The 13,424-nt window shown below is 72.0% G+C and carries 14 protein-coding genes; 5 read left to right on the plus strand and 9 right to left on the minus strand.

Annotated elements, in window-relative coordinates:
* Positions 1-9 precede the first annotated feature (9 nt).
* The 5 genes from ACIBZJ_RS00965 to ACIBZJ_RS00985 all read right to left on the minus strand — a co-directional run bounded on the left by ACIBZJ_RS00965 (position 10) and on the right by ACIBZJ_RS00985 (position 4,875).
* Positions 10-1,293, minus strand: a complete 1,284-nt coding sequence (locus ACIBZJ_RS00965; protein WP_395924063.1) for an ABC transporter substrate-binding protein — start codon at positions 1,291-1,293, stop codon at positions 10-12.
* A 137-nt stretch (positions 1,294-1,430) separates the two neighbouring features.
* Complete coding sequence (locus ACIBZJ_RS00970; RefSeq protein ID WP_395924065.1) at positions 1,431-2,507, minus strand: branched-chain amino acid ABC transporter permease; 1,077 nt, start codon at positions 2,505-2,507, stop codon at positions 1,431-1,433.
* A complete protein-coding gene (locus ACIBZJ_RS00975) occupies positions 2,504-3,400 on the minus strand; it encodes a branched-chain amino acid ABC transporter permease (protein ID WP_395924067.1) in 897 nt (298 codons plus the stop codon). Before ACIBZJ_RS00975 ends, ACIBZJ_RS00970 begins: the two co-directional genes overlap by 4 nt.
* 9 nt (positions 3,401-3,409) lie before the next feature.
* Positions 3,410-4,132, minus strand: a complete 723-nt coding sequence (locus ACIBZJ_RS00980; protein ID WP_395924069.1) for an ABC transporter ATP-binding protein — start codon at positions 4,130-4,132, stop codon at positions 3,410-3,412.
* Entirely contained in the window at positions 4,129-4,875 is a 747-nt protein-coding gene (locus tag ACIBZJ_RS00985; protein ID WP_395924071.1) for an ABC transporter ATP-binding protein, read from the minus strand. The genes ACIBZJ_RS00980 and ACIBZJ_RS00985 overlap by 4 nt, the downstream gene beginning before the upstream one ends.
* A gap of 104 nt (positions 4,876-4,979) precedes the next feature.
* Here ACIBZJ_RS00985 and ACIBZJ_RS00990 point away from each other — a divergent pair, with 104 nt between their 5' ends.
* Genes ACIBZJ_RS00990 through ACIBZJ_RS01010 form a run of 5 tightly spaced genes read left to right on the plus strand, consistent with a single transcriptional unit; the run spans position 4,980 to position 9,490 of the window.
* The gene (locus ACIBZJ_RS00990) at positions 4,980-5,513 is read left to right on the plus strand and encodes a nuclear transport factor 2 family protein (RefSeq protein WP_395924073.1); all 534 of its coding nucleotides are present in this window, start codon (positions 4,980-4,982) and stop codon (positions 5,511-5,513) included.
* Positions 5,510-6,280, plus strand: a complete 771-nt coding sequence (locus ACIBZJ_RS00995; RefSeq protein ID WP_395924075.1) for an SDR family oxidoreductase — start codon at positions 5,510-5,512, stop codon at positions 6,278-6,280. The genes ACIBZJ_RS00990 and ACIBZJ_RS00995 overlap by 4 nt, the downstream gene beginning before the upstream one ends.
* Entirely contained in the window at positions 6,277-7,326 is a 1,050-nt protein-coding gene (locus ACIBZJ_RS01000; protein WP_395924077.1) for a dihydrodipicolinate reductase, read from the plus strand. The genes ACIBZJ_RS00995 and ACIBZJ_RS01000 overlap by 4 nt, the downstream gene beginning before the upstream one ends.
* Complete coding sequence (locus ACIBZJ_RS01005) at positions 7,323-8,900, plus strand: long-chain-fatty-acid--CoA ligase (protein WP_395924079.1); 1,578 nt, start codon at positions 7,323-7,325, stop codon at positions 8,898-8,900. The genes ACIBZJ_RS01000 and ACIBZJ_RS01005 overlap by 4 nt, the downstream gene beginning before the upstream one ends.
* Before the next feature lie 20 nt (positions 8,901-8,920).
* Positions 8,921-9,490, plus strand: a complete 570-nt coding sequence (locus ACIBZJ_RS01010) for a carboxymuconolactone decarboxylase family protein (RefSeq protein ID WP_395924081.1) — start codon at positions 8,921-8,923, stop codon at positions 9,488-9,490.
* Here the strand turns inward: ACIBZJ_RS01010 and ACIBZJ_RS01015 are convergent.
* From ACIBZJ_RS01015 to ACIBZJ_RS01030, 4 genes are all read right to left on the minus strand, one after another.
* Entirely contained in the window at positions 9,476-10,312 is an 837-nt protein-coding gene (locus ACIBZJ_RS01015; protein WP_395924083.1) for a GH25 family lysozyme, read from the minus strand. The genes ACIBZJ_RS01010 and ACIBZJ_RS01015 overlap by 15 nt on opposite strands.
* A 154-nt stretch (positions 10,313-10,466) precedes the next feature.
* Positions 10,467-11,429: a permease prefix domain 1-containing protein gene (locus tag ACIBZJ_RS01020; RefSeq protein ID WP_395924085.1), complete on the minus strand. Its 963-nt coding sequence runs from the start codon at positions 11,427-11,429 to the stop codon at positions 10,467-10,469.
* 3 nt (positions 11,430-11,432) lie between these two features.
* Positions 11,433-11,780 carry a PadR family transcriptional regulator gene (locus ACIBZJ_RS01025; protein WP_395924087.1) on the minus strand — a complete coding sequence of 116 codons (348 nt, stop codon included), beginning with the start codon at positions 11,778-11,780 and terminating at the stop codon, positions 11,433-11,435.
* A gap of 72 nt (positions 11,781-11,852) precedes the next feature.
* Positions 11,853-13,412: an alkaline phosphatase D family protein gene (locus tag ACIBZJ_RS01030; RefSeq protein WP_395924089.1), complete on the minus strand. Its 1,560-nt coding sequence runs from the start codon at positions 13,410-13,412 to the stop codon at positions 11,853-11,855.
* Positions 13,413-13,424 lie beyond the last annotated feature (12 nt).

A 13,424-nucleotide genomic window follows, 5' to 3' on the forward strand; every position in this document is an offset into this window, starting at 1 on the left:
TTTCAGGCCTCAGGCCGCGTTCAGGACATCGCCGGACGCGATGAACCGCTTCTGGCCGGCGTGCCACGTGAACGGCTGGAACGCCTGGATGCCCAGCGACTTCTGCTCGGTCATCGTGAACTTAATCCCGTTGATGAACATCGGAGGCTGGTAGTCCTGGGTCCGTGCCGCCTGCATGATCGAGAGCCGCGACAGGCCGCCGGACGACTTCGCCGCGTTCGTGAAGACGTCGATCATCAGATCGGCGATCGCCCAGCCGTTCAGCGTGTACGTGTTCGTCGGCGAGTCGGCCCCGTTCGCGGCGACCTTGGTCAGGTAGTCCTTCACCGCCGGGTCGGCGGCGAACGCCGCGTCGGCCGGGTCCTTGAGCCAGCGCATGATCTGCTGCCCGTCGGCGGCGGCACCGGCCGGCGCGTAGAGCGTGGCCCCGTCCGCGCAGTTCGACGGCTGGATCACGGTTTCCGGCTTCCAGCCGACCCGGCCGATCGCCTGGGTCAGCGCCAGGCAGTCGGTCGTGACCCCGGCGTCGACCAGGATCGGCGCGCCGGACGCCTTCAGCGCCGAGGCGGCGGTGTTCGGGTCGGTCAGCGGGGCTTCCTTGGCGAGGGTGAAGTTCGTGCCCTCGATCGCGTTCTTGAATCCGTTCGCGTAACCCTGACCCGACTCGGTCTGGTTGGCGGCGAGCGCAACCTTCGCCCCCTGCGGGTACTTCTTCTTCAGGCCTTCGACCACCGCCTTCATCTCGACGTCGGCCGACGGCAGATATTCGGTGGTCCACGGGAACTTCGTCGCGTCGCGGTAGGCGGGGACGCTGGCCTGGCCGAACAGCAGCGGGACGCAGGCGTCGTTCTGGGCGTCGGACATCGCGTCGAGCTGGCCGGAGCCGAACGTGTCGAGCACGTCGACCTTGTCCTTCTCGATCAGCTCGCCGACGTTGGTGCGGGCCCGCTCCGGGTTGAACGCATCGTCCTTGACGACGACCGCGAGCTTCACGCCGCCGACGCCGCCGGCCGCGTTCTCCACCGCGAACCGGGCCTCCATGCCTTCGATGACGTTGCCGACCGCATCGGCCAGCGGCCCGGAGGTGGGGGCGGACCAGCCGACCTTCAGCGTGCCGGTGATCTTCGTGGTGACGGCGTCCGGGTCGGCGCAGTTGTCGACGTCGATCGAGCCCTTCTTCGTCGACGCGGCGTCCGCCGTGTCGCCGCCGGACGAACTGTTGCTCCCGCAGGCGGCCAGGGTGCCCGCGGTGACGGCCGCGAGCACGAACGAGGTCACGAGTCTGCGCTTCATAACGTTCCTTCCGGGGTGGGGGTACACCACGCGGCCGCACCGGGCACGGTGCGGGCACGTCAGGGCAGGGGGAGAGAAGGTGGCCGACGGCGGAGCCGGATCGGCGGTCGGCGGGGCGGCGGGGCGGCCGGGCCGGATCAGCCCGGGGGTGATCCGAGCGCCGGATGGTCCGGGGGCACGACGGTCACGAATTTGCGGATCAGCAGTCCGAGCCGACCGGCGATGCCCTCGGGCATCAGGAAGCAGAGCGCGATCAGCACGGCGCCGAACACCACACCGGACAGCGGCCCGGTCGTGAACGACGCGGTGTAGTAGGGGAGGAAGACCACGGCCAGCGCGCCGATCAGTGGCCCGAGCTGGGTCGCGACCCCACCCAGCACCAGGCCGGTGACCAGCTCGATCGACTTGAGCAGGGTGAACGACCCGTCCGGCGAGAGCGCGCCGATGTACATCGTGAACAGCGCCCCGGCCAGGCCGGTGACCGCGCCCGAGAGGCCGAAGACCAGGATCTTCGTCCGGGCGATCCCGACGCCGTTCGCGGCCGCGGCGATCTCGTGATCGCGGACCGTGCGCATCCTCAGCCCGAACCGGCTCCGGACCAGGCCGCGGGCCGCCAGCATGACCACGACCAGCACGAACGCCGAGAGCCAGAACGTCCAGATCCCGCGCTGAGCCCGGACCAGCCCGGTCCACTCGGGGGGAGCCAGGTACCGGGACCGCACCACCATGCCGGCCGCGCCGCCGGTGAGCGATTCCAGCTTGCGCACGATCTCCGGGAACGCGACCGCCACCGCGAGCGTCACCAGCGCCAGGTACAGGCCGTGGATGCGCAGCGACGGCAACCCGACCAGCAGGCCGAGGACGAACGTCAGCGCCATCGCGATCGGGATCGTGGCCAGCGGGGCGAACTCGAGCTTCACGATCAGCACGCCGGTCGTGTACGCGCCGAGCCCGAAGAACGCCGAGTGCCCGATCGAGAGCAGCCCGGTGTAGCCGGTGACCAGGTTCAGGCCGATGATCGCGATCGCCATGACGAAGACGGTCGTGAACTGTCCGACCCGGAACGGCGTCAGCTGCGAGGCCCAGAGGACGCCGAGCGCGGCGAGCGCGAGGCAGGCCGCGCGGATCGCGTGGTGCGGCCAGGAGTTCTCGACGAGGACGTATCGGGTGCGGGTTTGCGGTCCGGCCGGTCGGGCCGGCGCCAGGGTGGTCATACGCGCACCGTCCGCTTCGAGCCGAACAGGCCGTTCGGGCGGATGAACAGGATCGCGACGATGATCAGCAGCGCCGAGGTCTGCTGCAGTTCACCGCCGAGGAACGAGACGTAGCCGGAGAGCATGGCTTCGAGGACGCCGATCGTGAGGCCGCCGACCACGGCCCCTTGCAGGCTGTCGAGGCCGCCGAACAGCGCCGCCGCCGAGGCCGCGATGAAGATGTGGAACATTGTGGTCAGGCCCAGCTGCTCGGGTGCCAGCGGCGTGACCAGGACACCGGCCAGCGCGCCGATCGCGCCGGAGAGGCCCCAGCCGATCATCAGGATCCGGCCGGTGCGGACGCCGGCCAGCGCGGCCGACTCCGGGTTCGCGGCGACCGCGCGCATGTGCAGGCCGATCCGGGTACGCCGGAAGAGCAGCGTGATCAGTCCGAGCAGGACGATCAGCGCCCCCCAGACGCCCAGTGCGTCCCCGTAGAGGCGGGCGCCGAACACGCTGACGTAGTCGTCCAGGCCGTTCGGGAACGGGCTCGGCATGATCTTGGTTTCCGAGTTCCACAGCAGCCCGGCCAGCGAATTCAGCCCGGTGAACAGGCCGAGCGCGACGATCAGCACGGCCATGTCGTTCTTGCGCTGTACCGGCCGGATCAGCAGCCGTTCGATCGCCGCACCGAGGACGAATCCGACGATCAGCGCGGCGACGATCGCCACCCAGACCGGCGCGCCCAGCGTGGTGATCCACCACGCGACGAACGTCGTGAACAGCGCCAGCTCGCCCTGGGCGAAGTTCAGCGTCCCGGTCGCGCGGTACACGACGACCAGCGCGAGCGCGAGCAGCGCGTAGACCGATCCGTTGGTCAGACCGGCCAGCAGGCGTTCGACGAAGAGCTCCACCTTCTGCTCCTAGTAACCGAGGTAGGCGCTGCGGACGGTGTCGTCCTGGCGGAATCGTTCGGCCGGGCCGGACGCGGCGATCGTGCCGACCTCCAGCAGGTAGACGGTGCCGGCGATGTCCATCGCGAGCTCCGCGTTCTGCTCGACGATCAGCAGCGCGGTGCCGTCGCTGCGGTTGAGGGACGCGAGCGTGTCGAACAGTTCCTGGACGACGATCGGCGCCAGGCCGAGGCTCGGCTCGTCGCAGAGCAGCAGGCGGGGGCGGCTCATCAGCGCGCGGGCGACCGCGAGCATCTGCTGCTCGCCGCCCGACAGCGTGCCCGCGCGCTGGCCGGCGCGGCGGGCCAGCGCGGGGAACGTGGTGCACCAGCGCTCGATGTCCTCGGCGATCGCGGCGTGATCCGTGCGGACCGCGGCGCCGACGCGGAGGTTGTCGAGCACCGAGATGTCGAGGGTGCCGCGGCCCTGGGGGACGAGGCTGATGCCCTGGCGGACGATCTCGTCGGGGCGGCGTCCGAGCGGTGCGCCGCCGACCGTGGCCGTGCCGCGGCGCCCGATCAGCCCCGCGAGCGCGCGCATCGTCGTGGTCTTGCCCGCGCCGTTCGCGCCCAGCACCACGACGACCTCGCCCGCGCCGACGCTCAGGTCGAGGCCGTGCAGCACGTCCCGGCCGCCGTACCCGGCCCGCAGCCCGGTGACCTCGAGCAGCGGGGTCACGTCCGGCGCGGTCATCGGGCCGCCCCGGGAGATTCCGCGGGGCGGGCACCCGGTTTCGGGCGGCCCAGATAAGCGGCTACCACCGCGTCGTCGTCCCGCACGCCGGCCGGTGTCCCCTCGTAGATCTTCCGGCCGAAGTCGAGCGCGACGACGTGGTCGCTGATGCCGAGGACGAGTCCCATGTGGTGCTCCACGAGTAACGCGGCGAAGCCGTACTCGTCCCGCAGCGAGACCAGCAGTTGCCCGAGGTCGTCGACTTCGCTGTGGGTGAGCCCGCCCGCGGGTTCGTCCAGCAGCAGCAGGCGGGGGCGCGCCATCAGGCCCCGGGCCAGCTCGACGCGCTTCAGCGTCCCGAACGGCAGCCCGGCGGCCGGTCGCAGAGCGACGTCCATGAGGTCGAGGCGCTCGATGATCTCCCAGGCCCGCGACCGCAGGCCCCGGCTCTTCTGGGAGAGCCCTCCGGACATCGTGTTCTCGAAGACACTGAGCGTGGGGAAGAGCGCGAGGTTCTGGAACGTGCGCGTGATGCCCTTCCGGGCGAGGCGGTGCGGCGCGATCGTCAGCAGGTCCTCGCCGTCGAACCGGAGCGTGCCCGCGGACGGCCGGTAGATACGGGTGATGCAGTTGAACAGGGTGGTCTTGCCGGCGCCGTTCGGCCCGATGAGCCCGCAGATCTGGCCGGGCTCCACGCCGAACGTGACCCCGTCGAGGGCGCGCACACCACCGAACCGGATGGCGACGTCGGTGACTCGGAGCAAGTCCCCTCCCCTGGTGAACACGGTTCTGATGACACTTCAGTTAACGGTGTGATACGGATTACTACAGGAAGCAGAGCAACTCGTCAACGACTCGGAGGCGGCCCGTGGAGCCCACCGCGCTCGACACTTTGCTGGCCAAGCAAGACATCCATGACCTGCTCGTTCGGTACCTCCGGGCGATCGACCGGGGTGACGTGGCCGCCCTCGAGGCCTGTTACCTGCCGGGTGCGACCGAAGACCACGGCGGGCTCTTCTCCGGGTCGGCGAGCGACTACGTGGCCTCGATCGCCCGGACGATCACCCACCCGAAAGGCGTCTCCACGCACGCGACGACCAACGTCCTGATCGAGGTGGACGGCGACCGCGCCCGGGCCGAGTCGTACGTGCTCGCGTTCGCGCGCGTGCGGCGTCCGGACGGGCGGATCGGCGACTCGCTCACGTCGGCGCGGATGATCGACGACCTGGAACGGGTCGGCCGGCGCTGGGGCATCCGCCACCGTGCGCTGCGCTGGGACTGGAACCACGACATGGAGCCGTCCGAGACCTGGGTGTTCGGCATGCTGGGCGACACGTCGGCGATGAAGCACGGCGGCAAGTTCCCGGACGACGTGGTCTACGCATCGAAGGGTGCCGAATGAGCGTTCTGCGTGGGGTGCCGGTGGCCGGTGCGCGGGTCGTGGTGACCGGCGCGAACCGCGGGATCGGCCTCGCGTTCGTCCAGGAGGCGCTCGCGCAGGGTGCCGCCACCGTGTACGCGGGCGTGCGGGACCCGCAGGACGTCACCGGGGAGCTGTCCGCGACCGGCGCCACGGTCGTGCGCCTGGACGTCACCTCGGATGCCGACGTGCGAGCAGCCGCGGCGGAGTGCGGCGACGCCACGGTCGTCGTCAACAACGCGGGCCTGCACGCCGGCGACCGGCTGGTCGAGGCCACCGATCCGGACGCCGCCCGGGCCGAGATGGAGGTCAACTACTTCGGCCCGCTCCGGATGATCCGGGCGTTCGCGCCGGTGCTCACCCGGGCCGGGCACGGCTCGTTCGTCAACGTGCTGTCGGTCGCGGCGATCGCGCCGACCGCGTTCATGGGCGGGTACTCGACGTCCAAGGCGGCCGCCCTCTACCTGGGCGGGATCGCCCGGGGCGAGCTCGAGCGCCACGGCATCAGCGTCACCTCGCTGATCGTCGGGTCGGTCGACACCCGGATGGCCGCGCACGTCGCCGGCCACAAGGAAGACCCGCGGGAGATCGCCCGCACCGGGCTGGCCGCGATGACGCGCGGTGAGTGGACCTGCGACACCGACCTGATGGCGGTGGAGTCCCGCGCGCGCCTGGCCCGCGACCCGATCCGCTACGAGAAGGGCCTGGCCAAGCTGATGTTCGTGAGCGAGTTACGGACGGGCAAGTGATCCGGGTCGCGCAATGGGCGACCGGGGCGGTGGGCAAGACGATCCTGCGCGGGGTCCTCGACCGCGACGACCTCGAGCTCGTCGCGCTGCTCGTCTACGGCGACCGGAAGGCCGGCCGCGACGCCGGAGACATCGCCCGCCGTCCGCCGACCGGGGTGCTCGCCACGAAGGACATCGAGGACGTGATCGCGGCCCGCCCGGACGTGGTGATGCACTCACCCCGCCTGCAGGTCCCGTACGAGACCCACGACGCCGACCTCGTCCGCCTGCTGTCGGCCGGGATCAACGTCGTGACGACCGCCGGTCACCACTTCCCGCGTGCCCACGGCCCCGCCCGCGAAGAGCTTTTCGCGGACGCCTGCCGGCGCGGCGGCTCGACGTTGTTCGGGGTCGGCATCAGCCCCGGGGTGATCGGGGAACGGCTCGCGCTGTCGCTCTCCGGCGTCAGCGTCACGCTGGACCGGATCACGATCGACGAGGTGCTCGACGCCCGCGCGATGCCTGACCCGGACTTCCTGTTCACGGTGATGGGGATGGGGTCGGATCCCGGGAAGCTGGACGGGACCGGGCCGCTGCCGACGCTGTACGGGCTGCTCTACCGGGAGACGATCGCGTTCCTCTGCGACCGGATGGGCGTGGTGCCGGACGACATCGTGCCCGACCACCGGATCGTGCCGGCGCTGACCGACCTGACCGTGGCGGCCGGGCCGATCGCGGCCGGGACGGTCGCCACGACCGAGTGGCGCTGGCACGCGCTCGTCGGCGGCACGCTGTTCCTGACGCTGGCGATCATCTGGACGTGCGAGCCCGACCGGCCCGAGTACGCCGGTCGCGACCACTGGCGCGTCCACGTCCGGGGCAGGCCCGAGATGGTGATGACCCTCAACCTGGTCGAGCCGGACGAGCCCGGCGTGCGGACGACCGCGGCCCAGTACGTCACCGCGGGCCCGGCGCTGCGGGCGATCGAGCACGTGGTGGCCGCACCGCCCGGGGTGTTCGCCGCCCCCGTGTTCGGCCCGTACCACGCGTCGCGGGCGGCGCGATGATCCTGCTGCCCACGCCGCCCGAGTACGCCGACCCGCACTACGCGCTGCACGCCGACGGGACCCGGGTCGAGCGGCTCGAGGACGTTCTCCGCCGGAGGGCGGCGCAGACGCCGCACGCGTCCGCCGTGGTCACGACGACCGCGACCACCACCTACGCCGAGCTGGACCGCGAGGCCGGCCGGGTCGCCAACGCGCTGCGGGACGCCGGGGTGGCCGCGGGCGACCGGGTCGCCTACCTGGGCGAGAACTCGGCACCGTTCCTCGCGACGCTCTACGGTGCGAGCAAAGCCGGTGCGATCCCGACCGCGCTGAACTTCCGCCTGGCGCCGCCGGAGGTCGAGTACATCCTCCGGGACGCCGAACCGGCCGCGCTCGTGCTCGGCGCGGGGCACGAGCACCTGGCGACGGTCGCCCGCGACGCGGGGGTCGGCTGCGTCGTCACCGCGGAGTCCTACGGCCCCTGGACCGAGGCCGCCTCGGACGTGGATCCCGGGTACGCCCGGGACCCCGGCGACACCGCGCTGATGTTCTACACCTCGGGCACCACCGGCCGTCCCAAGGGCATCGAACTCACCGGCGCGAACCTCGGCCAGGCCGTCGCGGCCATGCACTACCTGCTGGAACTCGACACGACGTCGGTCGCGCTCGCGCCGGTGCCGTTCTTCCACGTCTCCGGTCTCGGCCTGGCGCTGGTCGCCGCGATCAACGGGGCCTCGCTGCTGCTGCGCAACCCGGCGTCGCCCGCGGACCTGTGCCGGATCCTGCAGGACCACCGGGTCTCGCACGCGGTCGCGGTACCGACCGTGATCCAGTTCCTGGTCGGGCTGCCCGAGGCGCGCGCCGGCGACTGGAGCGCGCTGAAGTACCTGGTCTACGGCGCCTCCCCGATGCCGGAACCGGTGCTGCGCGAGGCGACCGAGGTTTTCGGCTGCAAATTCCTGCAGTCCTACGGGCTGACCGAGTCGACCGGCGGCGTGACCATGCTGAGCCCGGACGACCACCGGACGGCGCTGCGGCTGCGGTCGGTCGGGCGGCCGATGCCGAACGTGCCGGTGCGCGTCGTCGACCCGGACACGCTGGCGGACCTGCCGCCCGGCGAGCGCGGCGAGGTGCTGATCGGCGGCGGTCACGTGATGCGCCGCTACTGGCGCAACCCGGAGGCGACGGCCGCGGCGATCACACCGGACGGCTGGCTGCGCACCGGCGACGGCGGCTCGTTCGACGCCGAGGGCTACCTGTACCTGCACGACCGGCTCAAGGACATGATCGTCTCGGGCGGCGAGAACGTGTACCCGGCCGAGGTCGAGAGCGTCCTGACCGGGCATCCGGCGGTGGCCCACGTGGCCGTGATCGGGGTGGCGTCCGAACGGTGGGGAGAGACGCCGCTGGCGGTCGTCGTCCCGGTGGCCGGACGGACCGTCGGCGAACGCGAGCTGATCGCCTGGGCGCGGGAACGGATGGCGCACTACAAGTGCCCGACCGTGGTGGTCACGGTGGACGCGCTGCCGCTGACCGCGAGCGGGAAGGTACTGAAGACGTCTCTCCGTGGTGAGTACGGAGGCGCTCCGCGCTGATCGTTGCGACGATCGGTCGCATGGTCGGTTACCTCGCCGATCCGCCGTCCTCGGAGGAGAGCAGAGCGCTCTTCGACGAGGACGTGGCGGACGTCGGCTACGTGATGAATCTGACGCGGTTGTGGGCGTATCAGCCGGCGTCCCTCGACGGGCTGTTCGGGCTGCTCCGCGCGGCCACGCCGTCGCTGACGTTCCGGCAGAAGGCGATCCTGGTGTCGGCGGCCGCGTCGGCGTTCGGCGACCCGTACTGCTCGCTGGCCTGGGGGTCGCGGCTGGCGCGGGTCGCGGGAGACACCGCCGCCGGCGCGGTGCTGGAGGGCGACGACGCGGGGCTGGACCCGGCCGAGGCGGCGATGGCCGGGTGGGCCCGGTCGGTGGCCCGGAGCCCGTTCTCGGTGTCGCCGGCCGACGTCGACGCACTCCGGGAAGCCGGGTTCGCCGACGCCGACATCTTCGCGATGACGGTGTTCGTGGCGCTCCGGCTGGCGTTCTCCACCGTGAACAACGCGCTGGGCGCGACCCCCGACGACCGGTTGCGCGCGGAGGCTCCGGACGCCGTCCGCGCGGCGGTGGCCTCAGCCGAGGGCTAACGCGCGCAGGTCGGCCGGGCTGCCGTTGAAGACGTTGGAGTCACCCGGGAACGGGCCGGTGGACGAGTGCTGCCAGAACGTGTACTTCGTCCACCCGGCCGGCAACGGACCGGCCGTCGTGCTCCGGTACCGGGCGATCCAGAGCGGGTTCGTAGCGGCGAACTCCCGGTCGTTGCCCGTGCACGACGTCCACCAGCTGGTCGTGGTGTACAGGACGGCGTGGCGGCCGGTCCGCTGGTGGTAGCGCGCGAGGAACGCGCGGATCCAGCCGCGCATCGCGGCCGGGGTGAGGCCGTAGCACTGGTTCTTGCGGTACTCCGGGCGTCCGGGTTTGGCCGAGTACGGGTTGAACTCGATGTCCAGCGCGCCGGGCAGCGTCCGGCCGTCACGGCTCCAGCCACCGCCGTGGTCGGCGAAGTAGTCGGCCTGGCGGGCGCCGCCGCTACGCAGCGGCAGCCCGAAGTGGTACGCACCCCGGACGAGGCCGATCGCGGTCGCGCCCCGGTACTGCTGGGAGAAGTACGGACTGCGGAAGTCGGTGCCGAGCGTCGCCTTGATGTAGGCGAACCTCGGGCCCTGCCGCTTGACGCCGGTCCAGTTGACGTTGCCCTGCCAGTTCGAGACGTCGAGCCCGCGCAGCGGGGCCGCGGCGGCGACCTCGGCGGCGGGGGAGGGTGCGGGCGAAGGCCGGGCCGGGGCCGAGCAGCCGGCGACGGTGGCCGCCAAGGCCAGGGCCAACCCCGTCGAAGCCAGGGCCGACCGGGTCGAAGCCAGGGCCAACCCCGTCGAAGCCAGGGCCGACCGGGTGCGGGAGCGTGTCATCGAGTGCGGATCCCCGTGAGTGTGAGCGATTCGCGGCACGGTAACAAGGGAGCACGGGCCTCAGGTGCCCCTGGCGTCCCTGATCCCCCGGCCGGACCAGGCCCGCGCCGTCCGTCCGGTGGATCGGTCCGACGGAAGAAGCCGGTACGGACGGTCAGACCGTGATCGGCGCCGTGCTCGGCAGCCCGCGCCGGGTGCGCTCGGCCCGGATCGCCACGTCCACGATGTCCCAGACACCCGCGACCAGCGCGAACAGGACGCCGGAGACGGTCAGCCAGTGCCGGGCGTCGGCCGTGCCCCAGTCCAGGCTCGACACGTACCGCGGGTTGTAGAACGCGTGGTCGGCCAGCAGCCAGACGACCGGGACCCAGAACGCGATCGCCAGCACCGCGTTCACCGCGGTGACCGTGTGGTCCCAGGCCGCGCGGCGGAACACCCACACCGCGTAGCCGCACTCGAGGACGAGCACGACCAGCAGGTACGGCCACCAGAACGTCCAGTTGGCCGGGTCGAGAACCGGCACGTCGGTGAACGTGAACTGCTGCAGGACCAGCGCGACCGCCAGGGCGAGCGGCCAGATCAGCGCCATCGCCAGCGTCGCGACGTCGCGGTGGTGGTTCTCGTACCGGGGCAGTTTCGCCGGCGTCCACTCGCCACCGAGTTCGTCCCGGCCGACGCCGGTGCGCTCCAGGATCGCGAACACCGCGGTCGTCCAGAACCCCATGTGGGCGGCGGTGGTGATCAGCGTGCCGATGCCGACGCCGATCGCCTTGCCCACCCCGCCGCCGCCCAGGAGCGTCCCGATCACGCCGACCGCGACGACGATCGGCAGCACGATGCTGACGAGCAGGGTCAGGATCCGGCGCCAGACGCCGAACAGTTCCGGCCCGATCAGGTACTGCCTGCGGCCGGCGTAACCGTCGGCGAGCCGCTCGGGATCGCCGAGTTCGAGCAGCGTGGCCTCCAGCGCGGCCTCCGGGGGGTCCCCACCGCCGACCCGGGCGTCGACGGCGTCGGCGATCGAGGCGCGCAGCTCACGGTCGATGTCGGTGCGCTGCTTCTCCGGGACGCGGCGCAGCACGGTGAAGACGTAACGGTCGAGAAGGGTGGCGGCCATGGTTCACTCCGAGGGGGTGGCGGGGGCGGACAGGTCGGCGATCGCGGCGGTGAGGCGGGCCCATTCGTCGCGCAGGGAGCCGGCCATCGCCTCGCCCGGCGCGGTGGTCCGGTAGAACTTGCGCGGCCGCGCTTCGTCGGTGTTCCAGGAGCTGGTCAGCAGGCCCTGGGCCTCGAGACGCCGCAGCAGCGGGTAGAGCGTGTTGGCCTCCACCTCGAACCCGGCCGCGCTCAGTGTCTCGAGCAGCGAGTATCCGTAGCCGGGCGTGCGCAGGACCATCAGGCTCGCGACGACGACCGTGCCGCGGCGCAGCTCCTGGAGATGAGTGGAGAGCGTCGCATCCATTGTCATGTCCAACACTATAGTGTGTGTCACACACTATAGCAACGTGTTACAGCGTCGTGTGAAGAAGAGCTTTGTCGCTCAGCTTTCGGTCGCGGCCACGCCGGGGCGGCCGTCGCTGACCACGAACGTCGCGGCGGTCCGGGTCGTCGTCGCGGCCGGGCTGCGGACCGTGTCCACGACCTGCAGCCGCACCCGCAGCTCCGACCGGGTCAGTTCGCCGAGCAGATAGCCCCGCCGGTTGTCGCAGTACGCGAAGTGCGGGTTCCGGGCGAACTCGGGGTCGTGCTCGCGGTGGAACTCCGCGATCGCGGCCGGGTCCGCGTCCCCGCCGGACGTGATCGACGTGCCGACGAACTCCGCCGCCACCACCGGCGACGACACGTCGCCGAAGTCCGGCCGGAGGTCGCTGACCCAGGTCGCGTGCTGGTCGCCGGTGAGCACGACCGGGTTGGCCACCGCGCCGGTGGCGAGGAACTCGAGCAGGCGGCGGCGCTGGGCCCGGTAGCCGTCCCAGGCGTCGAAGTTGCGCCGGCTGCCCTCGGTCGCGGCCATCATGACCTGGTTCGCGAGCAGGTTCCAGCGCGCACCCGACCCGGCCAGCCCGCGCACCAGCCAGCGCTCCTGCTCGGCGCCGGTCATCGTCCGGGCCGGCTGGCTCGCGGCGCGCAGGCTCCTCGGCTGCATCGACCGGTACGACCGGGTGTCGAGGACGTGCAGCGTCGCCAGGTCCCCGAACCCCAGCCGCCGGTACATCCGGCCGCCCGGGCCGGTCCGCATCGGTAGGTGCTCGGCGTACGCGCGCAGCGCCGCCGCCTTCCGGGCCGCGAACGGCACCGGCTCGACCAGCGCCGGGTCGGCCGGCCACTCGCCGGCCCAGTTGTCGTCGACGTCGTGGTCGTCGATCGAGACGATCCAGGGCGCGGCCGCGTGCATGCCGGCGAGGTCGGGGTCGGTGCGGTACTGGGCGTGCCGGATCCGGTACTCGTCCAGCGTGTACGGTTGACCGGCGCCGACGTGGTCACGCAGCCGGGTCGGCCCGCCCACGGCCTCGTAGACGTAGTCGCCGAGGAACGCGACGAAGTCCAGTTCCGCGTCGGCCATCGACCGGTACGCGGTGTAGAAACCGTCCTGCCAGTTCTGGCACGACGCGGTCGCGAACCGCAGCGAGGCCGGGCTGCTGCCCGCGGCCGGTGCGGTCCGCGTCCGGCCCACGGCCGACACCTGGCCCGCGACCACGAACCGGTAGTAGTAGGTGGCCGCCGGGCGCAGCCCGCGCACGTCCACGTGCACCGTGTGGGCCGCCGCCGGGCGGGCCACCCGGACACCGCTGCGGACGCTCCGCCGGAACCGCTCGTCGTGCGCGATCTCCCAGCGGACCGCGACGGGCTCGTCGGGCATGCCGCCGCCGGGCTCCAGCGGGCGCGGCGCGAGCCGGGTCCAGAGCACGACGCCGTCCGGCAGCGGATCACCGGAGGCCACCCCGAGCGTGAACATCCCGCCCGGCACCGAGCGCCGCCGGAACCGCCCGGTAGGGACGCCGGAGGTCCGCCCGTCGGCGCCCAGCAGAACCGGGGCGAGCAGGCCCACCGAGCCGGCGGCGAGGAAGCGGCGCCGGGGCACCGGAAAGGACAGTGACACGTGACTACTGTG

This window comes from Cryptosporangium sp. NPDC051539, from assembly GCF_044454545.1.
Lineage (GTDB): Bacteria > Actinomycetota > Actinomycetes > Mycobacteriales > Cryptosporangiaceae > Cryptosporangium.